Consider the following 25,370-nt stretch of genomic DNA (forward strand, 5'->3'; position numbering starts at 1 on the left):
AGCACATCAGATTAAATTAGGAGAGCATTGATTTTACAGTAAAACAGATAAAAAAATAGCGCATAAAAAGTTACACGCTATAAATACCGGTTGCGGAGCAAAATACAAAAAATTAACTAACAGTATAATTAACTAATGATAGATTTAAATAAACTTAGCTCCTTATTCCTTTTAGACCTTTATAGTCTTGATGCTTTCATACTTTGATACCTTTATAAGGTTACATCACCTGGCTATTTTGTAAGGCTTTAATACGATCTTCTAGTGGAGGGTGTGACATAAAGAAGCTACTTTTCTTTTTACCCGATATGCCAAATGCCATTAAGCTGCCTTCTAGTTGTGGCTCAGATGTTCTTTGCAGTTTTTGTAATGCGGCAATCATCTTATTTTTACCAACCAGTGAAGCAGAGCCTGAATCAGCTTTAAACTCACGTTGACGTGAATAGTACATAACAATCGTACTTGCAAGTACACCAAATACCATCTCTAATATAAATACAATGATGTAATAAGAGAAACCATGCCCCGAATTTTCATTATTATTACGCATTGCATTGTCAATTAAACCTCCTATAACACGTGCTAGGAAAATAACAAAGGTGTTAACTACGCCTTGGATTAACGCAAGCGTTACCATATCTCCATTTGCAACATGACTGACTTCATGAGCTAAAACAGCTTCGGCTTCATCACTTGTCATTTGCTGTAACAAACCAGTACTAACAGCCACTAACGCATCATTTTTTTTCATGCCGGTAGCAAAGGCATTCATATCCTGAGCATTATAAATTGCCACTTCAGGTGTCTTAATACCTGCTAGTTTGGCTTGTCTTGTGACTGTTTGTAGTAGCCAACGTTCGGTTTCATTACTAGGGGAAGTAATAACCACCGCTCCTGTGCTTCTCTTTGCCATCCACTTGGACATAGCTAATGAAATGAATGAACCACCAAAACCAAATACTGTTGCTAGCATCAATAGCCCACCGATACTTCGTGAGTCCATTCCTGTAACTGAAAAAACAATACTTAATACAATACCTAACACCAATATAACGGCTAAGTTAGTTAATAAAAATAATGCAATGCGTTTCATGCTGACCTCATTAATAAATATTACGCCACAATAAATGGCTTTTGTTGATGTTATTTACGCGTGATGTGTGAGCAATATAAATAACAGCTTTTCGACATAATATGACTTTATTTTCAATATGCAAGTATTAAAATTAATATAATTTATAAAAAATCAATACACATGAACACTGATATTTGCACCTTATACTTTCTGCCGTTACAATCGAGCTCTTTTATACCATTTAAGGAATTACCATGGCTTTAGCTCAAGCACGTCACATATTAGTTAGCTCAGAAGAACAATGCTTAACATTAAAAAACGAAATCGAAGCAGGTACTGATTTTGCTTCAGTTGCGAAACAACATTCATCTTGCCCATCGGGTGCACAAGGTGGCGATTTAGGTGAATTTGGTCCTGGTATGATGGTGCCTGAATTTGATAAAGTTGTGTTCGGTGCGCCAGTAGGCGAAGTACAAGGTCCAGTTAAAACACAGTTCGGTTACCATTTATTAGAAGTAACTAAACGTAACGATTAATATTTGAACGTTGAAGTGATCTGTTTAGTTTTTCTAAGCCGAATGGAGTGATTCGACTATCAAACATTAATAAAAAACCGCTTAATAAGCGGTTTTTTATTACAAAAGTAAAAGTGAAAAATTACTCATAAAACTAATCATAAAATTAGCCCGCATTTTGAAATGAAATCCATTCTTGTGGTTGTGATTCTAAACATGGCGTTAATTTGTCAGCGGTGACTTTAATGATCTGAAATTGTTTGAATATTTTTCCATTAGAAAAAGTATGACATTCATCGAATAGCATACATAAGCAAAAATTGTCCTGTTGTTCCAATACCATGTACTTAGCAGACTCAGGTACCCCAGAGGTCGTTAAGATAGCTAACTCGCCATTATTATATTGTATTTGTTGATGCTCTGATGTTTGAAATAACCAACTTTTAGGCATCATTGGTTTGTGAAATAGATCTATTGCGATTAAATGTAAGATTATTTTACAACGCAGAGACTCTTCAAAGTGACTTAATGATTCACTTTCAAACAATTCAATATAACGCGTGACATCATCAACGGTAAACGACAACACTTGGCTTTCTCGTAAACGTAACATATTGGATTCGTAAACAATTGGGAAGGTTCGCTCACGGTCGACAACAGATAGCTTTCCCTGTTGCTGGTCAAAGACCCACTGCCATTCTGCTTTTGGAATATAATCCATTACTTTCTCCTCATGTTCTATCACTATCACTTAACCTTAAATTTAAAAGGCACTGGCCTTTAATAAAGTAACATTAAATACTTAGGGCAATTACTTTTATTTCAAGGGCCGTTCATATTTCATGTTGCTGTACTAGCGAAGCAACATGATTATGTCGTTTACTTGGCAGCCATATTTTTAAATGTAGTTAACAATATTTTTAACTAATGATGGTCCCTGATAGATAAAACCTGAATATATTTGCACCAAGCTTGCGCCGGCATTAATTTTTTCTTTTGCTGCAATAACACTATCGATACCACCTACACCTATGATTGGTATTTGCCCATTAAGATGTTGTGCAAATTTAGCTATCACGGCAGTACTTTTACTTTGTACAGGTTTTCCACTCAAACCACCTGCTTCTGAAGCATGTGACATACCTTTAACCATTGCTCGGTCTAATGTTGTGTTGGTTGCAATTAAACCGTCTATTTTGTATTTCAATAATGATTGAGCAATAGACTCAATCTCTTCGTCACTTAAATCGGGCGCAACTTTTAAGGCGACTGGCACATATTTACCATGCTTTTCCGCAAGTTCTTGTTGGCGTGTTTTTAATGAATCTAATAAATCATCTAATGCTTCACCATATTGTAAAGAACGTAACCCTGGAGTATTAGGTGACGAAATGTTGACTGCAATATAACCAGCGTATGGGTAAACTTTATCCATGCACAGTAAATAATCCTGCTTGCCTTGTTCTACAGGAGTATGGATGTTTTTACCTATGTTGATTCCAATAACACCTTTAAAATTGCTATTTTTTACATTTTCAATCAGGTTATCTACACCGTCATTATTAAACCCCATACGGTTGATGATCCCCTCACCTTCTAATACACGAAATAAACGAGGAGAAGGGTTTCCCGGTTGCCCAACTGGCGTAACAGTTCCCACTTCAATATGACCAAAACCCATTGCACCAAAGGCATCAATACATTCAGCATTTTTATCAAGACCGGCAGCAAGTCCAAGTGAATTAGGAAATGTTAACCCCATAACTTGCACCGGGCGATGTTGTACTTTTTGGCGGTATAAAAGATCTAATAATGTACCGTGTGTTAATTTGAGCTGTTTAATTGAAAGATCATGAGCTTTTTCTGGATTCATCTTGAATAATAAACTGCGCATAACTCGATATAACATAATAGGACCTTGTAATAGTGGGTTTTTATTAATGAAATTTTTATTATTGTATAGAAAAAATGAAAAAATCAATACTCAAATAATGACAAAAGGATAAAATCAGAAAGTTAATACAATCAACTGTTGTATTAACAAAGAAAAATTTGTTGATGAAGTGCAAGGATCAATTCGCAAGTCTTAACGTTAATACAGATAATATTTAATCAGATTAATTGCGCGCTAAAGATCCTGTTACATTATTGAATGTTGTTAGCGTTAATGTTTAATGAGGGGTAATGATGAATACGCACTCTCCATCCTTTTAACCACATTAGTTCATCTCTCGGTGCATTTTTAACACGCCTTGTGAGCATTTCATCGGCAGCTAAAGCAAAGCTACGTAATACATTATCAGTTTGATCTGGCATCGCCAACAAAACCTGTTTTAAGCCCCAACCCTGACCTTGATATTTTTCCTTATCAGAGATGCCTTCACCTTTAAAGTTAATATAATCTAATAAAACAAAAATACCTTCGGGTGTTGCTTTTAATGCATCTAGGCTTTGATTTATTTTAACGCTTTGTTTTTTAGTGCTATTCGCTAAGATAGCAGGAATACCTTTTTCTAAGCGTTTAATAATAAACTGAGCTTGTAATGCAGCAGTATCTTGCATTAATTGCCTTAATTGAGTGAGGCTTTCATTATTAAATTCACGATAAAATTCTTCTCTTGTTTTCCAGGGGGCTGTTTTGGCGTTAATTAACCACTTGGGGACGGGGACGGCCTTGCTAATAATATAATCAAGTAAAGCAGGGAATTGTTCGATGTATGGTCCTTTTTTATCCGTTGGATACCAAATAAAATGCCCGATTCCCATCGAAGGAAAATCTTCATCTCTATTCCAGACCGTAAGATGCTCCTTTTTACCGGCACCTTCATTTTTCCAGATCAAGTGCGCTAGCACATCGATTTGCGACAGAGAGAGTGGAATCGGGTAAGTATTTGCAAGAGATTTGAAGGGAGAGATAGCAAATATTAAAGTCAGTGACAGTATAAAATGACGCAACATAATTAACCTAAGAGATTATAAATATAGGAGTTGATAGACTGTGATAAACGCTTTAGGTTCAGTTTGGCATTAGTTAAGCTAGATAAAATTCAGTTAAACTACAAAATGAAAGCTCATGCTATCAATCACTTGTTCTCGTTTTTCTTGTGTTGCTACTTGATGATATGCATCTAATGCACCACGCTCTTTAGCACTTGGTTGGTCATAACCAATGGTATCATTGATCGACTCTTGTTGTTCTGTTGAAAGGACTAAAGAAAACTCAGTTGAGTCAGTTTTCTTAGAGACAGGACTAATTTCGCTAACGGGTGGCGTATTTTCATTTTTTTTAACTTGCGACAATTTACCCGTATTAATTGGGTTATTTGTCATTGCAACATTATTATAAATGGCCATAGGTTATTAGAACTACCTCTAAGTGAATGTTATTTATATCTGCATTGTCTATTTGCATTATAGACAATTATTCGCGACCTGGTAGCTTTTTCCACGTGACAGTGTCACGTAAATAGATAGGTGTAGCATTTTCAGGGTCAACAGCAGCGTTCTTAGCGATTAATTCGCTAGCAGATTGCAACATAAATGCAGCATTAGGGTATAAAACATCAGAAACATGGCAGACTTGAAACGCATTTAATAGCTCAGGATATGCAGCCCACCCAGTACCAACTAATAAACTGTTTGGTTGAATTGAATCACCTGTTTCAGACATTGAATTGATCAAGTCCTGTGGTTTGACGACCGTTTCTTTACCCTGTAATACCATGACACCATTTACATTAAGATAATGAGCGAAATAAACTTCGCCCATACGAGCATCAATAGCAGCATAAATATGAATAGGTTTTGTGTTTGTTCCTTGCTGAGCCAAACTAAGCGTTAATGCTTCCTGTGCCATTGCTTGTAACGTCGAAACACCAACCATTTGCTTTTCTAACCCAAATGCGAGTCCTTGAGCAATACTGATTCCAATTCTAACCCCGGTAAAACTACCTGGTCCTTGGCCGTAAGCGATCACATCGATATCTGATAACGATAAGCTTGCCTCTTTAATCACCTCATCAATGGTTGGTAATATGCGCTGAGTATGTTCTCGAGGAGCCAGCATAAAGCGTTGGAAAATGGTTGCTTGTCTAGTTAATACTGCAACCGAACATGCTTCTGTTGAAGAATCAATGCACAGAATATTGTATGTAGATGACATAAATCGCCTATTTAATGAATGTGAGAAAGTGTCCGGCGTTACGGTTAAATAACTGTTGTTTACCGTCATTAAGTTAAATTATAAAAAATTAGAAACTGGTCACCAGAGAGTTAGCTTATCGATTATTTCGACCGTTTGAGTGTTAAAGCATTTCAATCATGCTTGTTAAAAACGAGCCAATAAAATAGCGTTAGTTTATTCAATTAAAGTAAGAAAATCGATTGCTTTATTAAGGTCTCTAGTTCGCGGCATGCAAGGTAAACTATTAAGGAAAAGATTGCCATATTTTCGACTCACTAAACGTGTATCACAAACAATTAACACACCTTTGTCTTGTTCCGCTCTAATCAACCGCCCAACGCCTTGTTTTAAAGTGATCACCGCTTGTGGTAATTGTACGTCAAAGAATGGGTCACCCCCTTTCAACTCGGCATCTTCCATGCGTGCTTTTAGTAAAGGCTCTTCAGGTGAAGCAAAAGGGATTTTATCGATAATCACACAAGATAGCGTTTGCCCACGTACATCAACGCCCTCCCAGAAACTGCCCGTTGCCACCAATAATGCGTTACCGTGAGTAATGAATTCATCTAACAAGGCTTGTTTACTTTTTTCACCCTGCAATAGAACAGGTAAAGTTAACGATTCACGAAAAGCTTGTGCGAGCTGATTCATCATCGAGTGGCTGGTGCAGAGGAAAAAACAGCGTCCTTTACTGGCATTAATAACAGGCGATAACATATCAACTAATTTAGCCGCTAATCCAGGAGTACCCGGTTCTGGTATTAATCGAGGAACAACAAAAAGGCTTTGTGTTGCATAATCAAAAGGACTACTTAATTGTAAGCAATTAGCTGCAGTTAACCCAAGTAACTGGGTGAAATGTTTAAACTCCCCTTTAACCGACAAAGTAGCGGAGGTGAATATCCAACTTGCTTGCTTTTTTTGACACTCGGTTTGAAAACGAGTAGCGACACTGAGCGGCGTGATATTCAATGAAAAGTGCTGCTTAGTACATTCATACCAATAACTGAATCCGCTTTCATGGGTGTTATTTAAGCGTTCAAACAATAAACTGTATTGATTAATTTTTTCAAAGCAGTGATCTAGTACTTCGCTTTTACCCAAACGCTCGGTCAATACTTGTTTTAAAAAGCCCATGACTTGTTGTAAACGTGTGACGTGCATTTGCATCGCGCGATCTTTACTTTTGTCACGCCAACTACCCGAGCCTTTTTCGATTGCAAAGGCTAGCCTGAAATCTAAAGATGCAGCTCGTAATTGCTCTGCCGCTTTTGCCATCTGTTTTGCTTCTTTTAATTCGGTGCGATAGACAAAATCGATTTCTTTGGCTAGTTCTGTAAGTTGTTTACTTGATAAGCTTTCGCCAAAATATTGACTGGCAATGTCTGGTAGTTGATGGGCTTCATCAAATATATAACAATCAGCTTCTGGTATTAATTGACCAAAGCCGGTCTCTTTCACTGCTAAATCGGCAAAAAACAGATGATGATTAATAACGATAACATCTGCATCCATTGCTTTGGTTCTTGCTTTCACAACAAAACAATCTTCATAACTTGGGCATTCTTTACCGAGGCAATTATCATTACTACTGGTAATTGAGGGAATGATCATTGCATCTTCAGGCAAATCATCAACTTCTGCAATATCACCTGTACCGGTACTAATAGACCAATCTTTAATAGCGACTAATTCATTATGCAGGTTAGGTTGTTTGAAACGCGTTTCAAGCATAAAACGATTAAGTCGCTCAATACAAAGATAGTTCGCACGCCCTTTTAATAAAGTGCAATGCCCTGTGAAGTTAGTGGCTTGTAATAAAAGGGGGAGATCCTTTAAGTACAATTGTTCTTGTAGTGCTTTACTGCCCGTTGAGATAACTAGTTTTTGCCCTAAGCTTTTATCTAAATTTAATAACGCAGGTGCTAAATAAGCAAACGTTTTACCGGTGCCTGTTTCTGCTTCGACTACTAATGCACTTTGTTGCTTAATCGCTTGGTCAACGGATTCGGCCATTTTAACTTGAGCGTCTCGACCAATAAAGTGAGGAAGAATATTGGCAAGTGCGCCTGTTGAAGAAAAAAATGAAGCAATCAATTTATTAAGCTCTGCCGTTGAATAATGTATAATATTCTACGTTAATAATCTTAAACTGAACATGCTTTAGTACGCAGTAAAAAATACAAACAGTCTTTACTCATAACAACATAACTATCATTGCGCCATAACTAGCACTATTGCATAGAGCCATTACAACGGGAAACCTCTACGGGGACACAATGACAGAACAAAAGAAGGCAGTTTTATTAACACCTCATTTAACTGTCGAACTTAATACTATTCGAGCGATGACGACGATTTATTGTAAAGCACACCATCAGCATTGTGTTTGTGAACAATGCTTAGCGCTGATCGAACATGCAAAACAAAAATTAGATAGATGTGTTTATGGTGATAACAAACCTGCTTGTAAGCACTGCCCTATTCATTGTTATAAACCTCAATTTAGGCAACAGGCACAAGTGGTGATGCGTTATGCAGGCCCTAAGATGTTGCTTAGACATCCCTTGTTAGCGATTAAACATTTGATTAAATCAACGAAGAAGTTCCCGAAGGTCATTCCTACTGGCTTATCTAATTACCATCAGCGTAAGAAAAATAAGTGATTCTCTTGTAGTTATTGAACGATATAGTTGTTGAAAAATACAGTTATTAAACAATATGTTTGATTACACTCATCACACCGAGTAGTAGAGTTAACCATCAGATGGTGATATCGATATGTTTTGTTTCTGGTATTTCTTCTTGTTCTGTTTTTTTAGTGGCTCTAATGGGTTTCAGAAAATGCACACTTTCTTCTATATCTTCAGGTGAGGCATTATTGTTACGGTTAGATGCTTGATATTTGACTACCTTACCGGTGGACATTTTATTAGTTTGAAAAGGTTTAAACACATAGGTTCTGTTGATGAAGTCATTAATGAGATGTTGACTCATATCCCCTCCTACTCAGATTGTGTGCGTTAATGGATAAAACGTTTGTCATTGTAATCAAATTGAACTTTGAATTTATCCCTAGACTCTTTACAATACAACTCATATTAATAAGGGTTTTAACATGAATCGCAAAAAGAAACTAAATAGCATCCTCAAAAAACGTATGAAAAAGATTAATGCAAAAGCTGCGCCTAACACAAAGAGCAAATATATTTCTAAAGCTGAAAGAGAAAAATTAGAACAAATAGAGATACAAAATAGTGAAAATGAATCTATTACGAGTGAATAATCAAAGTTTTTGCATAATTATTCCAAATTGGACTTAGATATGTCCAAAAATAGTTTCACATTTTGGATTGAGATTGGTAGGCTTAGTGTCAATTAAATTACAGAGTTTTAATCACCATGAAGAAAGTAAATCTGAAAGCACATCACCATCATATTACCTAATCTTTCAGGATTTTTCTTGGAAGAGATGTTGTGTGCTTCCAGTGGTTACCCAAATTTAAACCCTCGGAAGTAAACCTCCCGAGGGTTTTTTAGTTTTAAATGCAAGGAAATGAGTTTATGTCAGAGCAACGTTTAAGAATCGCAATACAGAAAAAAGGTCGTCTAAGTGATGACACGGTTAAATTATTAAAAGCCTGTGGAATTAAAATTAATTTAAATACCCAACGTTTAATAGCACACAGTGACAATATGCCAATTGATATCCTTCGTGTACGCGATGACGATATCCCAGGGCTAGTAATGGATGGTGTAGTTGATTTGGGTTTTATTGGTCAAAACGTGCTTGAAGAAGAAAGCATGATGCGTAAAGTTGCTAACGAACCAACAGCACATAAAGTAGTAAAAGAGTTAGCCTTTGGTGAATGTCGTTTCTCTCTAGCCGTTGACAATGATTTTGATTATCAAGGTGTGCAATCTTTAGCAAACCTACGTATCGCAACAACTTATGTTCACATCTTGAAACGTTTTATGGCAGAAGCCAATGTTCCTTATACCTCTTGTATGTTAACAGGTTCAGTTGAAGTTGCGCCTCGCGCAGGACTAGCCGATGCAATTTGTGACTTAGTTTCGACTGGTGCAACCTTAGAAGCGAACGGCTTAAAGGAAGTAGAAGTGATTTACCGTTCTACTGCTGTATTAATGCAACGTGACAAACCATTAACTGACGCTAAACAAGACTTAGTGAATCGCATCCTTACGCGTATTGACGGTGTACAAACAGCAAAAGAATCTAAATACATCATGTTAAATGCACCTAAAGCTAATCTAGCGGCCATTACTGATCTATTACCAGGTTCTGATTTACCAACCGTGATGGAATTAGCCGGAAGCGAAGATCACGTTGCTTTACACGTTGTCAGTAAAGAGAACTTGTTCTGGGAAACGATGGAACAATTAAAAGCATTAGGCGCGAGTTCAATTCTAGTATTACCTATTGAAAAAATGATGGAGTAGTATAAAAAATGGCAATGCAAACGGTCAACTGGGAACAACTAACACCTGAACAGCAAGCTCAATTACTTGCTCGCCCTGCAATGGCAGATTCTTCGGGTTTAACCGCTACTGTTTCTGAGATTATTGCTAATATTCGTCAACATGGTGATCAAGCTTTGCTTGATTACACCAAACGTTTTGACAAAATAACTGGTGATAACTTTACCTTAACGCAAACAGATATTGATGCTGCGACGGAACGCCTTGGTAGTGATATAAAAAATGCGATAAAAGTAGCTTACGATCAAGTCGTTAAATTTCACATAGCACAAAAGCAAGATGTCATACGTGTTGAAACAATGCCCGGTGTTGTGTGTGAAATGCATACCCAAGCAATTGAATCAGTTGGTTTGTACATTCCTGGTGGCAGTGCGCCATTGCCATCGACGGTGATCATGACCGGTGCGCCTGCACAAATTGCAGGTTGTGCGCGTTTAGTATTGTGTTCACCGCCGCCACTAGCTGATGAAATATTATATGCGGCATCACTATGTGGTGTTAATGAAATCTATTCTGTAGGAGGTGCACAAGCAATTGCAGCATTAGCTTACGGAACAGAGACTATTAAACCGGTAGATAAAATATTTGGCCCTGGCAATTCATTTGTTACTGAAGCTAAACGCCAAGTCAGTAACGACTTTGCAGGTGCTGCGATTGATATGCCAGCAGGCCCATCTGAAGTATTAGTAATTGCCGATAAAGATGCAGATCCTGCTTTTATTGCTTCTGACCTACTATCTCAAGCTGAACATGGTCATGATTCGCAAACTATTCTAGTGACCCCCTGTGCAAAGATTGCTGAGCAAACGGGCATTGAAATAGCGAGTCAACTAGCCGTTTTAGAGCGTCGTGAAATCGCTGAGAAAGCAATTGCCAACAGTGTCAGTATTGTATGTAAAGATCTTGAACAAGCGGTTGCTATCTCGAATCGTTATGCACCAGAACATTTGATTGTACAAACTGAACAACCAAGAGCAATACAACCAATGCTGAAAAACGCAGGGTCTATTTTCTTGGGTGCATGGACGCCAGAATCAGTCGGTGATTATGCAAGTGGTACTAATCATGTATTACCAACTTACGGTTACACTAAAACGTATTCAAGTTTAGGCTTAGCTGATTTTGTTAAACGTTATACCGTACAAGAGTTAACACAGGAAGGTTTACGTAATTTAGCCCCTGCGGTAACTTGTTTGGCTGCTGCTGAAGGGTTAACAGCGCATAAGCGTGCAGTTACAATCCGTATGGAAAAACTAGATCAGCAATAGGTCATTTATTAGGTCAATCAATAGATCATGTAATCGCCTGAGTAGTCAGTTATATAACGACTCAGGCAATATTTAGGGAAGAATCATCGATGAGTACTATCCAACAGCTTGCGAGAAAAACAGTGCAAGCTTTAACACCTTATCTTTCTGCTCGCCGTATTGGTGGTCGTGGTGATGTTTGGCTTAATGCTAACGAAGCACCCGATTGCAGTATCTACCAACTTGATTCATCAAATCTAAATCGTTACCCAGAATTCCAACCTCCTCAAATCATTAATGCATACGCTGCTTATTCAAAGCTCAATAGTAATCAGATACTCACTACACGTGGTGCTGATGAAAGTATTGAAGTATTAATTAGAACGTTTTGTGAAGCTGAAGTGGACAGTATTTTAATATGCCCTCCCACTTACGGTATGTATGCAATCAGTGCAGAAACCTGTGGTGTAGGTGTTGAGCAAGTTGCATTACAGGCTAATTTTGATGTTGACTATGATGCCGTTGAAGCAGCCGTATTAGCATCAAACGGACGTATTAAAATTGTATTTTTATGCGCCCCTAATAATCCAACCGGTAATATGCTAGATAAACAAAAACTGGCTAAATTATTATCTGCTACGGCGGGTAAAGCGTTGATCGTAGCCGATGAAGCTTATATCGAATTTTGTCCTGAATTAAGCCAAACGGACCTGATTGCTGACCATGAAAACTTAGTGATCACCAGAACCTTATCTAAAGCTTTTGCATTAGCCTCGATTCGCTGTGGTTTTACCTTAGCACAACCATCAGTCATTGAGATGTTGGGCAAAGTGATTGCACCTTACCCTGTACCAGGCCCTGTGGCACAAATTGCTGCACAAGCTTTGTCAGATGAAGGTCTTGAAATCATGCGCGATCGCGTTGTAGTGCTAAATAATAACCGTCAAGTTTTAGCCAATGCAGTCCGAAAATTAGACTGTGTGACTGAAGTATTTCCAACCACTGGTAACTTCTTATTAGTGCGTTTTACTGATTCAGCTAAAGTATTCCAAGCGTTTGCTGACGATGGAATCATCATGCGAGATTTTGCAAACAAACCTCGCTTAGAAAATTGTGTTCGTATCACCATTGGTAACAGTGATGAAATGAGCAAAACATTAAAGACATTAAACTCACTGTAGGGAACCAAAATGAGTACACAAAAATTTCTATTCATCGACCGCGATGGAACGTTAATTGATGAGCCTATTAGTGATAAACAGGTCGATAGCCTTGAGAAGCTCGTGTTTGAACCGTATGTCATTCCCAGTTTATTAACGCTGCAACATGCAGGTTATGTTCTTGTGATTGTCTCAAACCAAGATGGTTTAGGCACAGCTAGCTACCCACAAAGTGATTTTGATATTCCACAGAATAAAATGATGGAAATATTTGCATCACAGGGTGTTAAATTTGAATCAACATTGCTATGTCCTCATTTCCCAGAGGACAACTGTAGTTGTCGTAAACCACATTTAGGTATGGTCAAAGAATATTTACAATCTGGCCGTATCGATCATAAAAATTCTTATGTTATTGGCGATCGCCATACTGATATCGGCCTTGCAGAAAATATGGGCATTACAGGTATTCTTTACAACAAAGAAACACTTGGTTGGAAAAAAATTGTTCATCAATTAACAAGCCGTGGTCGTACTGCTTCTGTAACACGCACCACTAAAGAAACAGACATCAATGTATTTGTTGATTTAGATACAACGGGTGAAAATAAAATTGATACAGGTATGGGGTTCTTTGATCACATGTTAGATCAAATTGCTACCCATGCTGGATTCCAAATGAACGTTAGTGTTAAAGGTGACTTACATATTGATGACCACCACAGCGTAGAAGATACTGCATTAGCACTGGGTGAAGCATTAGATAAAGCGCTAGGTGATAAACGTGGTATTGGCCGTTTTGGTTTTGTATTGCCAATGGATGAGACTAAAGCGAGTTGTACATTAGACTTGTCAGGACGCCCTTTCCTTAAATTTAAAGCTGATTTCCCACGTGAATTAGTGGGGACAATGTCAACAGAAATGGTTGAGCATTTTTTCTATTCACTAGCACAAGCAATGCGAGCTACTATTCATTTAGAAGTTGAAAATGGCAATGCTCATCATATGGTGGAAGGTTTGTTTAAAACATTTGGCCGTACTCTGCGTCAAAGTATACAAATCATTGGTACTGATTTGCCATCAAGTAAAGGTGTTTTATGATCGTTATTATTGATACTGGTTGCGCTAACTTATCATCAGTGAGATTTGCTATTGAGCGTTTAGGGTACGAAGTTACCGTTAGTAAAGATCCTGATATTTTACAACAGGCTGATAAACTATTTCTGCCCGGTGTTGGTACTGCAAAAGAAGCGATGGCGAACTTAATTGAACGCAACTTAGTTGATGAAATTAAAAAGTTAACTCAACCTGTTTTAGGCATCTGTTTAGGTATGCAGATGCTTGCACAAGGTAGCGAAGAAGGTTTTGGCGATCAATCAATGATAGATACATTAGGCTTGGTTGACGGTTTTGTTGAAAAAATGGATGTGGCCCCTTTGCGTTCTCCTCACATGGGCTGGAATCAAATCACGCCTAAATTAGACGAACCATTGTTCAAAGACATTCCAGCAGGCAGTTACTTTTATTTCGTACACAGTTATGCATTACCTGTTAACGAAAACACTATCGCAAGTTGTGAATATGGTTCACCGTTTACCGCAGCAGTAAATAAAGATAATTTTTACGGTGTACAATTTCACCCGGAGCGCTCAGGAAAAGCAGGCGCTCAATTAATCAAAAACTTTTTGGAGCTTTAATATGATTATTCCAGCACTTGATCTTATCGATGGTAAAGTTGTGCGATTATACCAAGGTGATTACGATCAAAAAACGGTATACAGCGATGATCCACAAAGCTTATACACTATTTACAATGAACAAGGCGCTAACTGGTTACACCTTGTAGATTTAGATGGCGCTAAAGATATTACTAAACGTCAATTAACTGTGATTGAAAGTTTGATTAAGAATACGCCAGCTAAAGTACAGATTGGTGGCGGTGTTCGCACAGAAGAAGACGTTAAAGGTTTATTAGATGCCGGCGCTCATCGAGTTGTTATCGGTTCAACTGCAGTTAAAGAGCCAGAAATGGTTGCGGGTTGGATGGAAAAATACGGGCCAGAACATATTGTGTTAGCGCTTGATATTAATATCGATGCACAAGGTAATAAAATAGTTGCTGTATCTGGTTGGCAAGAAGACAGTGGCCAGACAATTGAATCGTTATTAGAAATCTACTTAAAAGTGGGTTTAAAGCATGTTCTGTGTACTGACATCTCTAAAGATGGCACTCTGACAGGCTCTAATGTTGATTTATACAAAGAGATGGTGGTGGCTTTTCCAAGTGTTTCCTGGCAAGCATCAGGTGGTATCGGTTCACTTGACGATATTGCAGATGTTGCTCGTTCAGGCGCTCAAGGAATGATTGTAGGTCGTGCGTTACTGGAAGGTAAGTTTACGGTCGCAGAAGCAATAAACTGTTGGCAGAACGCTTAATAACACTGGATAGCTTGTTTTAATATAAAACAACATATCAATAAATAAAAAATAGCGATTGAAGGTTATAATCTTCAATCGCTATTTTTTTAACAAGTAACCTAAAATATTTAATCGCTAACCTAAATATTAGTTGCTAGTTGGTAATACCCAATCTTTACGCGCAAAATGACACGTGTAACCATCTGGTAATCGTTGTAAATAATCTTGATGTTCAGGCTCTGCTTCCCAGAAATCCCCTGCAGGTTCGACTTCAGTCACAACCGGTCCTGGCCATAAACCTGATGCATTAACATCAGCTATGGTTCTTATCGACTCTTGTAACTGACTTTCCGACGTGTAATAAATAGCGGAACGATAAGAAGCCCCTAAGTCATTACCTTGTCTGAACTTTGTAGAGGGATCGTGTATTTGAAAAAAGAACTCGAGTAACTTTCTAAAACTAATTTCTTGATTATCAAATGCAATTTCAATACCTTCAGCATGTGTACCGTGGTCTCTATAGGTTGCATTTGCAACATCTCCACCCGTATAACCGACTCTAGTTGTTTCTACACCGGGTAATTGACGGATTAAATCCTGCATTCCCCAAAAACAACCACCTGCTAGCACTGCGACTTCTTTACTCATTATGAATCCTAATATGTACTGAATAGTAATAAGAGTATAAATATACCTAATATTTTAATCGCTTTATACAAAGAATAAAAATCAGATAGTTATTTAACCTCAATTCTGGTTAATGGGAGCGGAATTATATTCCAAATCATAAAGTTATTCTTTTGCCTATACAGTACCGCTAGTTTTGCGTAGTTCAAGGCGAATTATTGAAGCAATAACTGGTTATTGAGAAATAATTTAACGAAGAAATCTGCGGAAATAGCGGTGTTGTATCGCTTTGCTTATCCAGAACTGAGGTTGTTTAATAAAAAACCGAATCTGAATTCGGCTTTTTCATTTTTAATTTTTTATTATTAACTCAAGTTATTTTATTGTTAAATCAGTTACTTTCTTGCGACTAAATGAACTGTACTGATTGAACGTTCTAAAAACGCACCTTCACAGTAAGCAAAGTAATATAACCAAAGGCGTTTAAACTGTTCATCATAACCAAATTGCGTTAATTCAGTCCAAGAATCAAGAAAACTGCTACGCCAATCTGCAAGGGTTTTGGCATAATCCAATCCAATATCATGTAACCCTTCAATCACCATTTCACTACTTTCAGTCAATTGTTCTGATAACACATTAACAGACGGTAAAAAGCCACCAGGGAAAATGTAACGTTGAATAAAATCAACATTGTTTTTGTAATGTTCAAAACGTTGGTCGGCGATAGTTATTGATTGAATTAATAGTTTTCCACCCTCTTTTAAACGATCATTACATTGTTCGAAAAAGCTAGGTAAAAACTCATAACCCACTGCTTCAATCATTTCAATGGAAACGACTTTATCGTATGTGCCCGTCAGGTCGCGATAATCTTTCTTCAATAAAGTAATTTTATGTTCAAGGTTTAACGCTTTTACTCTCTGTTGTGCATACTCATACTGCGCATCAGAGATGGTCGTCGTTGTCACTCTGCAACCAAAGTTTTGTGCCGCGTAAATGGCTAATCCACCCCAACCTGTGCCTATTTCTAATAAATGATCATCCTTAGTTAGAGACAAACGTTCACATATCGTTTTTAACTTATAAAGCTGCGCATATTCCAATGACGTTGTCGGAGAAGGGTATATCGCTGATGAATACATCATTTGTGGGTCAAGAAAGCGGGTGTATAATTCATTGCCAAGATCATAGTGAGCCAGTATATTTCGCTTTGAACCCGATTGTGTATTTCTATTTTGCCAGTGCGTGATGGCATTTTTAATCTTATTAAAAACAGATTTTTTTGACTCTAATTTATCAGTTAGCTGCTGCGCTTTAGCAAATATTCGAATTACATTGGTTAGATTTGGACTGCTCCACTTACCTGCAATAAACGCCTCAGCGACGCCGATACTTCCACCTTTCACAAAGTCTTTATAAACACTCATGTCATGGATATGAATTTTACCTTTTATAATATCCTTTTTACTATTTGACTGAGAGAGTTCTGGAAAAAACTGACTATGCGATGCTTCTACTAACTCTAATTGGCCATAGCTAAGGTTTGAAAATACAGAATGGACTAAACTACGACACCGTTTTTCAAACCAGCTTGACGTATTTTGTGTACCAACACTTTGTATTTCTTCCATTAAATTCTCCTAAAAACTGTTTAGCAATGTTGTTAACTGATTTTTTGATAACCGACAAAAGGTATTCGTTTAATGAATAATCTTAGAGCTTGCCAATAAATACTCGTCACTATCTTGACCGTCATGATAGGTAACTGACTCCATACCCCAACAATATTACGTGTAGTAAAAGCCTGTCTTTTTAATATTAAACGGGCTTCGAATAACTTGTCGACTTCGCCTGATTGAGAGTTCGTACGTTTGTTCTCTATTTTCACCAGTAATTTATCGTTATCTATTTGCGGTGCTTTAATGTGCCAGGTGTAAGTCATGTCTAAATCCATAAATGGCGACACTTGGAACACTTTATCTGTAACCTTAGGTTTATCTTGTTGTAACAAATCAACCCAATAATAATGTCGTTCATTCCATGGTGTATTACTTACTTCAGCTAACATTTGCGTACATTGTTGTTGTTTATCGTAACAAAAATAAAAATTGACTGGGCTAAAATAAAGACCAAAACATCTGACTTGAACCACCATCAGGATCCGCTCTATCTCATTGTAACCCCCTAATTGCATTACTTTATTCTTAATACGTCGAGACAATGTATCTGGTTCACTTCTTAAGTAATCTTTTTCAACAAAACGCAACGGATGATACCAAGAAAATCCAAATACACCGCGATCGCATGGTGATTGTTCAATCTCATCTACATCTAACGCCAACATATATAAGCTCGCATTGAAGCTATGTTTTTTGGGATGAAAACGTTTATGAATAACATGGCCAACGTAAATGGCATTGTGACTAAACGGTAACAAACTAGACATGGTTAATCCTTGTTCGGCAAGTGATGATTCTGGGCCGCTATTATTGATTAAGCTTTGTTAATCTGTTTTATCTGCAAAAGCGTCAAGGTAACAATCAAATCGTTTTGCGACTTCAACAGCGCTTCTAACTCCATCTTCATGGAAACCATTATGCCAATATGCACCCGCGAAATGTGTTTGATTACGCCCACAAATAAGATCTCTTTGTCGTTGTGCTCGAATAGATTCAGAAGAAAAAATAGGATGGTGATAAGTAAATTCTCTTAAAATCTTTGTTGGGTCGATATCTTGCTTTTGATTCAAGGTGACGCAAAAAGTATGATCACTTTTTAGGCCCTGTAAGATGTTCATGTTGTAGGTCACACTCGCGGCTTTTTCTCGGTCTTGGCTTAATTGGTAATTCCAACTTGCCCAAGCTAATTCTCTATCGGGCAATAAACTGATATCCGTATGAAGGATCACTGAGTTTTCACTGTATGGCATTGAAGAGAGTAACGATTCTTCATCCTCAGTTGCGTCAAGTAGCAAAGCTAAAGCCTGATCGGAATGACATGCAATAACAACTTCATCGAAAGTTTGTACAATAGTTTGCTTATTACTGGTTGAGTCATTCGACGTATCATTAACAAAATGTAGGTGTATTTTATTATCTTGTCGGGTAATACCGGTGATATTTGCATTTAAATGTAGTCGATCTTTAAACGCTTCAATAAGTGGTGTTATATAACTTCTAGAACCATTGGGTACAACATACCATTGTGGTCTATCAGCAATATTGAGTAGACCATGATGGTGAAAAAACTGCACGAAAAATCGAAACTCAAACTCTTCCATTTGTGCTAACGAACTAGACCAAATGGCAGCCCCCATTGGTAAAATATAATGTTCAGCAAAAAAATCACTAAACTTATTATCGTTTAGAAATTCACCAAGCGTTAAACCGGGTAAATAGGTGTCATGTTCAAAGATAGACTTACAAATTTTATTAAAACGTAAAATTTCTTTTACTAATATCCAAAATGTTGGTTTGAGTAAATTGCTTCTTTGTGCAAACAGTGAATTTAAGTTGTGTCCGTTATATTCCAAACCGGTTTGACAGTTATGCACTGAAAAACTCATTTCCGTCGCTTGTTTACCAATTCCTATTTCATCTAACAGTGCTAAATAATTAGGGTATGTTTTATCATTGAAAACAATGAACCCGGTATCGATAACATAGGGTTTACCATCCTTTTCAATATCTACCGTGGCCGTGTGACCTCCAATATAATCATTTTTTTCAAACACAGTTACCTTGTGCTTTTTAGATAATAAATAAGCAGCGGTCAAACCTGAAATACCAGAGCCAATAATTGCAATATTTTTCATTAATTTTGATCTCTCATGATGATTTTTTGCCAGATACTTGTTGGCAATAAGCTAAAGAACTTGAGCAATAAAGTAAGACGTTTCGGAAAATGGGCATATTTTTTACGTTGGTTAATGGCATTAATTATTTTTGTTGCTGCCACTTTACTGGTTAATAAAAATGGCATCGTAAAGTCGTTTTTATCAGTTAAAGGAGTCTTGATAAAACCAGGGTGTACCAAAGTGACATCAATTTCTTCTTTAGCTAAATCTAGGCGTAAGCTATTAGCCAAGTAATCAATACCGGCTTTTGACGCGCCATAGGCTTCACTTCTAGGAAAAGGCACGATAGTTGCACTGGAACTTATAAATACAACTTGTCCCCCCGGTTTCACCTTAGGTAAAAAGTACTCTAGCAACCAACCTAATGAGATTAAATTGGTAGTCACAACCTCGGCAAAAAGTTCACCGTCAAATTGTTTCGCATTGTCAATATAACGACAATTTCCTGCATTCAAAATTAATATATCTAGAAACTCGATAGATTCAGCATAAGCTGCAACCTCTGATTTAATAGTCATATCAAATGCACAGGTTTTGTAGGCTATTTTTTGCATCTTCTGTAGCTTTAACTCGTTCCTGCCACAAGCAATAACTTCTTCGCCAAGTTCGCTGTATTGCTCAAAAAGTGCATGTCCGATACCGGATGTGGCTCCAGTAATGAGTATCCTTTTATTCGTCATTAGTTAGCCGCCTTATTTTTTATCCAACTTACGATTCGACCAAATAGAGGAAGCTGTTCGTACAACATTGCACCAAGGTCTAAATAATCACGATGATAGATAACCTTTCCTTTTTTTGCACATAGGTGTGAGCTACCAAACACACTAACTATTTTACCTTTATTTAATTTGGGATGCTGATACCTCATTTCCCAATATATAGCCGCTTGATTTGGCTGAGCGATGACATTATTTATCTTAAAATCACAACTGCTTAAGTTTTGGTACATATTTTCAAAGTACTGGTGTAAATTTTCTAAACCATTTATTTCATGGATAGGATCGATAAAGGTCACTTGTTGATCATAAGTTGATGCCAGTAAACTCAAGTTATCGGCAGATAGATTTTGATACACTTCCATGAAGGTACATAACCAGTCAGGGTGAGGGGAAAAATAAGGTAAATGGCTAGGATTACCAGTTGATATATTGGCTTGAGACAGATCTGACAGTGAATCCTTTGCAACTACTAAGCTTTCTTTTTCAGACACATTTTGTTGTTGAGTAGTATCTAAACTTTGCTCATCTTGAGTGACAGCATCAGCTTGTTGTGCATCCGATTCACAGGCTTGCGATTTTAATTGTTGTTCGTCTAATTGTTGATCGTTTAATAGCTTATCGTTCATTATATTTACCGTCATCAAAATAACACTAAAGAAATAAAAGCAACTGTTGCCAATATACGGCTGTTACAAATAAAATAGAGTGTTGTACGTGAATAAACTAAATCAACTATATATCCGTTATTAAAACCTACTGTAATCTGACAACCTAAAACATCTAACATTGCATTACCGCAATCACGACATTACCAAGTATTTAGCTTACATATTGATATTCTTTACATATCAATACTCTAGTATTTCTTAAATTATATCTTCTAGCATAATGATTTAGTGTGATTTATAAAAAGCTAAAGCATTTAATCTGGCTTCTTTATGATCCACAATCGCAGGCCAATAAATAGATAAGTGATGTTGCTTAATATATTTATGTGGAAAGTGAATTTGCTTGTCAGGTATTTTGCTTAGCTCTGGTATATATTTACGTATGAACGTTCCTTTAGGATCAAACCTTTCACTCTGTGTGATCGGATTAAAAATTCTAAAATAAGGTTGTGCATCACAGCCAGTGCTAGATGCCCATTGCCAACCACCATTATTGGAAGCTAAATCACCATCAATAAGATGTTGCATAAAGTACTTTTCACCTAAACGCCAATCAATCAATAGATGTTTTGTGAGAAAACTAGCAACCACCATACGTAAGCGATTATGCATCCAACCGGTTTGATTTAACTGGCGCATTGCAGCATCAACTAATGGATACCCTGTTTTACCTTCACACCACGCATTAAAAAGATCCTGATCATAAGGCCAAACTGATTGATGGTATTTGTCATTAAAACATTGGTGCTTGCAAAGTCGCGGTTGATCAAACATCAAATGACGGTAGAACTCTCGCCAAATTATTTCATTTAACCAACAAAACTCTTCACTATCGCTTGAGATTAAGATGTCTGGAAATTTGTTTAATAATGAATGCAATACATAATTAGGGCTTAATACACCTGCAGCTAAATAGGGTGAAAGGCCACTGGTGCCTTTTATTGATGGAACATCTCGGTTGCTTTTATAGCGGGATATTTTGTCTCTATAAAACTGTGGCATTGCCTGTTTCATGACTACATTGACTAATGGCCATTTGTTAGAGATAGAATCAGATCCTTTGTTTTGCTGCGATTCCTTTACCTGTCCACTCTTGATCGTTTGACTATTGGTAATAGCAGTCGCGTCCCCAAGATAATTAAAACCAAATTCACGAATATGAGTTAACCAAGCACGCTTAAAGGGGGTAAATACTTTATACATTTGACCAGACTGATTCAGTACTTTGCCTTTCGGTACAATAACATCAGCTTCAAATAGTGTTAATGGAATCCCCTGTTCAGAGCAAGCAAGATCTCGCAGTTGCTCATTAACTTCCAGTTCACTATTAGCGATTACATTAGTAATATTATTTTTTTGACAATAATGTTTCAGGTAATCGACTTGCGCAATAAAATCATCAACAGTAACAATTGATAAATGTATATTTAACAGGGCTAATTCACTTACTAAAGCCTGTGCATGACGTTTTATAAAGTCAATTTTGATGGCTGACCAATGATGGGACAACCATTGTGGCTCGGATATAAAGAAAATAGCTTCAGCTGGCGTGTTAGAACCTGATTGGTTAATGAAATACTGCAATGCAGGGTTATCATTAGTTCTTAAGTCGTTGCGAAACCAAAGTAGTTTTGAAGGTGTTACATTAGTCGTGCTGTGCAGCGAAGCAGGTGCTAGTGCCGAGTTAGAAGTTGGAGTATGAGATGAAGTTGGCAAAGAAGAGGAAGACAAAATAATTCCTTTTAACATTCAAAATGATTAATTGTCCTTCGAAAGAAGGACAATGTTGTGTTCTTAATTAGATCTGCATAGTAATTGTTTATAATTATTAGTACGCGTATCTAAGGCGCAAACTGTCAGGATAAGGCGACAAGTAAGACTGCCCTTTTAAGTAATCTTTTGGATACTGTAGTAAATAGTGATTAATTAATGTTAACGGTGCAATTAAAGGCAACAAACCTAATCGATAACCATCTATCTGTTCACATAATTCTTTACGTTGCGGAGCCTCTAAATGCTTAGAGAAATAGCCCTGAATGTGAGTCAATGTGTTGACATGGTTTTTACGTGTTGCCGGGATTTTTAATGCATCCATTAACCCTGAAATATACTGTGATGCTTTTTCAGCCAGAGGCAAGTCAACATCTGCAAGTAATTGACCTAATTTTTTATAGGCCACTAGGTTATGACTCATGACGGTATATTTGTAATGGCTGTGAAATGTCGTTAACTTATGCTTTGTTAAACCAGAATCACTGACCATTTGCCAATGTTTGTAGGCATAAATACGCGCTACAAAATTTTCTCTGATGTGCATATCATTGAGTCGACCATTTTCTTCACAAGGTAACAGCGGGTTAGCTTCCATGATCTCTTTTGCAAAGGCACCAATACCGTCTGACGTCAGTGAATTTCCTTCCGGTGTATATACTTTAACGCGCTCCATTCCACAGGTTGGGCTTTTTGCACAAAAAACGTAACCACTTAAATGCTTTGTCATTTCGGCTACTTTTTTACCGTAAGCCTGTAAGGCTTCTGTTACATCGCCACTTCCATCTGGTCTTGAAATGGTGATCATGTCATCTTTTTTAATCTGGCGAATAGTTGGTCTTGGGATCGGTAAGCCGATTGCAACTTCAGGGCAAAATGACTCGTATTGAACGTGTTCGCCAAGTTCATCAATACAAAAACGTGATGGTTTATTGCTCGCATCAAAACGAACTTTTTGACCAATTAAACAAGCACTGATGCCAATTTTGATATCTTCTTTTTCAACTGAATAAATCATTATTCACTCCATGAACTAATAATGAGAGTTGCTAACCTATTTACCTATTTACCTATTTAAGTAATAGTCTATTAAAACAGGTAATTAGCAACTTACAATGTAACCTAAAAGGTAATAAACACTTAATATATAAAACTGCCAATCGGGTTAAGTAGTTTATTAATGCCTTGTGTGAAATGTAAGGCGTCATTGGCAACCGTGTAACATAAACACCCCTTTTCAGAGATTGGATTATGGGTAAAACTACCGTCTAACATAATAAAGTCGCCTTTGTGATACTCACCTCTGTCGTCACTAAATGATCCATCTAATAAAACTGTTAATTCAAAGCCTTTATGGGTATGTTCTGGTACACCACCCCCTGGATTAATGTGCAATAAGTTTGAATGGATTTCATTTTCATCTAATTGCAGACGTGCTCTTGAAAGCTTACCAATATTAGCCGCTTTGCCCATAGAAATGTTATTAAGAGCACTCGGTAGCGTATAAGATTTATCTTTAAAAATGACCTGCTTCGGCATTACTTCTGCAAAAGTGTCAATGTCATTTGAGTCAGTAATATCATCGATCATAGAATCAAAAAAGTCATCGTCAGTAATATCACTTTCAAAATCAAGCTTACTCAACTCATTTAGAAGTGGATTACTTAATTCATCAAAACTGCGCTCGGCAACTTGCTCAGTTAGTTGAGCGATTTTTTGTTGGCACACAGAACATAGTTCAGCATGTAATGTAATACCTATGGATAATGAAGCTGGCAACTCACCATTAACATAAGACTGAATTAATTCGAATTTAGGATGGTGTTTAATCATGCTCTTCTCCTAATTGCACTTTCATTTTGACCAAGGCCAAACGTAATCTAGATTTGATAGTGCCTAATGGTAAATTAAGATGGGTAGCGAGTTGTTCTTGTGACATTTCCATTAAATAAAAGCCTTTTACAACTTCTTGCTGTGTAACTGGTAATGCTTCAATGACTCGTAACAATTGCTTATTTTCAAGGTGATCTTCATAGCTATGATCTTCAGTGACTGCATTTTCAGCAATCGGCCAAATATCATCACTTAGATTATCTTCGCGGTTATTTTTAATTTTTCGTAGTAGGTCAAAAGTAACATTACGCATCACCGTATAAACCCATGTAGTTGCAGCACCTTTATTGGCATCAAATAAATGAGCCTTACGCCAAACATTGCTCATGGTATCTTGTACAACTTCATGAGCTTGTGCTTCATTAGGAAATTTACTGCGCGCAATACGCTGAATTTTAGGTGCAAAAAACTTAAACAAATGCGTAAATGAAATTTTACATCGATTTTCTGCTACTTCTTTTAGCCACTCACAGAGTTGAGTGTGATCTGTATTTTCTGTCATATGAGTAGATTTAACATGACTGACTTGCATTGGCAATTTAGTTTGAGCAGCTACCATAATTAATTCTCAATTTTGGACCCTGCATACTAATACGCAGGCAAATTAAAAATGGATCACCTTTTAATTAAAATAATTGAAGCAATATAGTTAACAGGAAAATTTTTGCGGAATTTATGTGGATAATTGAAGCAACTACTGAACATAAAGTGAATAAAAATCAAAAACGAGTAGATC

Annotated in this window: 27 protein-coding genes and 1 other annotated feature; of the genes, 9 read left to right on the forward strand and 18 right to left on the reverse strand. The window is 37.1% G+C overall.

The genetic code is table 11. The features are described from left to right. Nucleotides 1-220: 220 nt before the first annotated feature. A complete protein-coding gene (gene htpX / locus H592_RS0105640; RefSeq protein ID WP_028867920.1) occupies nucleotides 221-1,093 on the reverse strand; it encodes a protease HtpX in 873 nt (290 codons plus the stop codon). A 236-nt stretch (nucleotides 1,094-1,329) separates the two neighbouring features. Here htpX and H592_RS0105645 point away from each other — a divergent pair, with 236 nt between their 5' ends. Then, nucleotides 1,330-1,611 (forward strand): peptidylprolyl isomerase, encoded by a 282-nt coding sequence (locus H592_RS0105645; protein ID WP_028867921.1) that lies wholly within the window; start codon nucleotides 1,330-1,332, stop codon nucleotides 1,609-1,611. Nucleotides 1,612-1,756: 145 nt separating this feature from the next. Here H592_RS0105645 and H592_RS0105650 read toward each other — a convergent pair whose 3' ends face one another. The 6 genes from H592_RS0105650 to yoaA form a co-directional block, all read right to left on the reverse strand. Then, the gene (locus H592_RS0105650) at nucleotides 1,757-2,311 is read right to left on the reverse strand and encodes a cell division protein ZapC domain-containing protein (protein WP_028867922.1); all 555 of its coding nucleotides are present in this window, start codon (nucleotides 2,309-2,311) and stop codon (nucleotides 1,757-1,759) included. 177 nt (nucleotides 2,312-2,488) lie between these two features. After that, nucleotides 2,489-3,499 (reverse strand): quinone-dependent dihydroorotate dehydrogenase, encoded by a 1,011-nt coding sequence (gene pyrD, locus H592_RS0105655; RefSeq protein WP_028867923.1) that lies wholly within the window; start codon nucleotides 3,497-3,499, stop codon nucleotides 2,489-2,491. 236 nt (nucleotides 3,500-3,735) lie between these two features. Beyond that, nucleotides 3,736-4,548: a hypothetical protein gene (locus H592_RS0105660; RefSeq protein ID WP_028867924.1), complete on the reverse strand. Its 813-nt coding sequence runs from the start codon at nucleotides 4,546-4,548 to the stop codon at nucleotides 3,736-3,738. Nucleotides 4,549-4,641: 93 nt separating this feature from the next. Next, nucleotides 4,642-4,944, reverse strand: a complete 303-nt coding sequence (locus H592_RS0105665; protein ID WP_028867925.1) for a hypothetical protein — start codon at nucleotides 4,942-4,944, stop codon at nucleotides 4,642-4,644. Between the two features lie 67 nt (nucleotides 4,945-5,011). Then, a complete protein-coding gene (tsaB, locus tag H592_RS0105670; protein ID WP_028867926.1) occupies nucleotides 5,012-5,752 on the reverse strand; it encodes a tRNA (adenosine(37)-N6)-threonylcarbamoyltransferase complex dimerization subunit type 1 TsaB in 741 nt (246 codons plus the stop codon). A 195-nt stretch (nucleotides 5,753-5,947) separates the two neighbouring features. Beyond that, the gene (yoaA, locus tag H592_RS0105675) at nucleotides 5,948-7,870 is read right to left on the reverse strand and encodes a DNA repair helicase YoaA (protein WP_028867927.1); all 1,923 of its coding nucleotides are present in this window, start codon (nucleotides 7,868-7,870) and stop codon (nucleotides 5,948-5,950) included. A 182-nt stretch (nucleotides 7,871-8,052) separates the two neighbouring features. On the opposite strand from yoaA, the gene H592_RS0105680 reads away from it, so the two are divergent. After that, nucleotides 8,053-8,439 (forward strand): nitrous oxide-stimulated promoter family protein, encoded by a 387-nt coding sequence (locus tag H592_RS0105680; RefSeq protein ID WP_028867928.1) that lies wholly within the window; start codon nucleotides 8,053-8,055, stop codon nucleotides 8,437-8,439. Between the two features lie 97 nt (nucleotides 8,440-8,536). Here H592_RS0105680 and H592_RS0105685 read toward each other — a convergent pair whose 3' ends face one another. Continuing rightward, complete coding sequence (locus H592_RS0105685; protein ID WP_028867929.1) at nucleotides 8,537-8,770, reverse strand: hypothetical protein; 234 nt, start codon at nucleotides 8,768-8,770, stop codon at nucleotides 8,537-8,539. A gap of 121 nt (nucleotides 8,771-8,891) precedes the next feature. On the opposite strand from H592_RS0105685, the gene H592_RS23535 reads away from it, so the two are divergent. From H592_RS23535 to hisA, 7 genes are all read left to right on the forward strand, one after another. Continuing rightward, nucleotides 8,892-9,059 (forward strand): DUF2986 domain-containing protein, encoded by a 168-nt coding sequence (locus H592_RS23535; RefSeq protein ID WP_084296208.1) that lies wholly within the window; start codon nucleotides 8,892-8,894, stop codon nucleotides 9,057-9,059. Between the two features lie 139 nt (nucleotides 9,060-9,198). Continuing rightward, nucleotides 9,199-9,314: a sequence feature (His leader region), on the forward strand. 23 nt (nucleotides 9,315-9,337) lie between these two features. Beyond that, on the forward strand, nucleotides 9,338-10,234 hold the full coding sequence (gene hisG / locus H592_RS0105695) for an ATP phosphoribosyltransferase (RefSeq protein WP_028867930.1): 897 nt from the start codon (nucleotides 9,338-9,340) through the stop codon (nucleotides 10,232-10,234). Nucleotides 10,235-10,248: 14 nt separating this feature from the next. Further along, nucleotides 10,249-11,541 (forward strand): histidinol dehydrogenase, encoded by a 1,293-nt coding sequence (gene hisD, locus H592_RS0105700; protein ID WP_028867931.1) that lies wholly within the window; start codon nucleotides 10,249-10,251, stop codon nucleotides 11,539-11,541. Nucleotides 11,542-11,630: 89 nt separating this feature from the next. Further along, nucleotides 11,631-12,701 (forward strand): histidinol-phosphate transaminase, encoded by a 1,071-nt coding sequence (gene hisC, locus H592_RS0105705; RefSeq protein WP_028867932.1) that lies wholly within the window; start codon nucleotides 11,631-11,633, stop codon nucleotides 12,699-12,701. A 9-nt stretch (nucleotides 12,702-12,710) separates the two neighbouring features. Then, complete coding sequence (gene hisB / locus H592_RS0105710) at nucleotides 12,711-13,781, forward strand: bifunctional histidinol-phosphatase/imidazoleglycerol-phosphate dehydratase HisB (RefSeq protein ID WP_028867933.1); 1,071 nt, start codon at nucleotides 12,711-12,713, stop codon at nucleotides 13,779-13,781. Continuing rightward, nucleotides 13,778-14,377 (forward strand): imidazole glycerol phosphate synthase subunit HisH, encoded by a 600-nt coding sequence (gene hisH, locus H592_RS0105715; RefSeq protein ID WP_028867934.1) that lies wholly within the window; start codon nucleotides 13,778-13,780, stop codon nucleotides 14,375-14,377. The genes hisB and hisH overlap by 4 nt, the downstream gene beginning before the upstream one ends. A 1-nt stretch (nucleotide 14,378) precedes the next feature. Then, complete coding sequence (gene hisA, locus H592_RS0105720) at nucleotides 14,379-15,116, forward strand: 1-(5-phosphoribosyl)-5-[(5-phosphoribosylamino)methylideneamino]imidazole-4-carboxamide isomerase (protein WP_028867935.1); 738 nt, start codon at nucleotides 14,379-14,381, stop codon at nucleotides 15,114-15,116. A 129-nt stretch (nucleotides 15,117-15,245) separates the two neighbouring features. Here the strand turns inward: hisA and msrA are convergent, their stop codons facing one another. The 10 genes from msrA to H592_RS0105775 form a co-directional block, all read right to left on the reverse strand. Continuing rightward, the gene (gene msrA / locus H592_RS0105725) at nucleotides 15,246-15,746 is read right to left on the reverse strand and encodes a peptide-methionine (S)-S-oxide reductase MsrA (protein WP_028867936.1); all 501 of its coding nucleotides are present in this window, start codon (nucleotides 15,744-15,746) and stop codon (nucleotides 15,246-15,248) included. A gap of 374 nt (nucleotides 15,747-16,120) precedes the next feature. Next, nucleotides 16,121-17,359 (reverse strand): SAM-dependent methyltransferase, encoded by a 1,239-nt coding sequence (locus tag H592_RS21580; RefSeq protein ID WP_037071014.1) that lies wholly within the window; start codon nucleotides 17,357-17,359, stop codon nucleotides 16,121-16,123. Between the two features lie 32 nt (nucleotides 17,360-17,391). Then, nucleotides 17,392-18,174 (reverse strand): DUF1365 domain-containing protein, encoded by a 783-nt coding sequence (locus tag H592_RS0105735; RefSeq protein WP_028867937.1) that lies wholly within the window; start codon nucleotides 18,172-18,174, stop codon nucleotides 17,392-17,394. A gap of 57 nt (nucleotides 18,175-18,231) precedes the next feature. Continuing rightward, nucleotides 18,232-19,542 (reverse strand): NAD(P)/FAD-dependent oxidoreductase, encoded by a 1,311-nt coding sequence (locus H592_RS0105740; RefSeq protein ID WP_028867938.1) that lies wholly within the window; start codon nucleotides 19,540-19,542, stop codon nucleotides 18,232-18,234. Continuing rightward, a complete protein-coding gene (locus H592_RS0105745; RefSeq protein WP_028867939.1) occupies nucleotides 19,542-20,264 on the reverse strand; it encodes an SDR family NAD(P)-dependent oxidoreductase in 723 nt (240 codons plus the stop codon). Before H592_RS0105745 ends, H592_RS0105740 begins: the two co-directional genes overlap by 1 nt. Beyond that, nucleotides 20,264-20,929 carry a nuclear transport factor 2 family protein gene (locus tag H592_RS24545; protein ID WP_245600371.1) on the reverse strand — a complete coding sequence of 222 codons (666 nt, stop codon included), beginning with the start codon at nucleotides 20,927-20,929 and terminating at the stop codon, nucleotides 20,264-20,266. Before H592_RS24545 ends, H592_RS0105745 begins: the two co-directional genes overlap by 1 nt. Before the next feature lie 267 nt (nucleotides 20,930-21,196). Next, a complete protein-coding gene (phrB, locus tag H592_RS0105760; RefSeq protein WP_028867941.1) occupies nucleotides 21,197-22,633 on the reverse strand; it encodes a deoxyribodipyrimidine photo-lyase in 1,437 nt (478 codons plus the stop codon). Between the two features lie 166 nt (nucleotides 22,634-22,799). Continuing rightward, nucleotides 22,800-23,759 carry a YbgA family protein gene (locus tag H592_RS0105765; protein ID WP_028867942.1) on the reverse strand — a complete coding sequence of 320 codons (960 nt, stop codon included), beginning with the start codon at nucleotides 23,757-23,759 and terminating at the stop codon, nucleotides 22,800-22,802. Nucleotides 23,760-23,881: 122 nt separating this feature from the next. After that, complete coding sequence (locus H592_RS0105770; RefSeq protein WP_028867943.1) at nucleotides 23,882-24,574, reverse strand: ChrR family anti-sigma-E factor; 693 nt, start codon at nucleotides 24,572-24,574, stop codon at nucleotides 23,882-23,884. After that, a complete protein-coding gene (locus H592_RS0105775; RefSeq protein WP_028867944.1) occupies nucleotides 24,567-25,193 on the reverse strand; it encodes a sigma-70 family RNA polymerase sigma factor in 627 nt (208 codons plus the stop codon). Before H592_RS0105775 ends, H592_RS0105770 begins: the two co-directional genes overlap by 8 nt. Nucleotides 25,194-25,370 lie beyond the last annotated feature (177 nt).

It is taken from the genome of Psychromonas arctica DSM 14288 (assembly GCF_000482725.1).
Taxonomy (GTDB): domain Bacteria; phylum Pseudomonadota; class Gammaproteobacteria; order Enterobacterales; family Psychromonadaceae; genus Psychromonas; species Psychromonas arctica.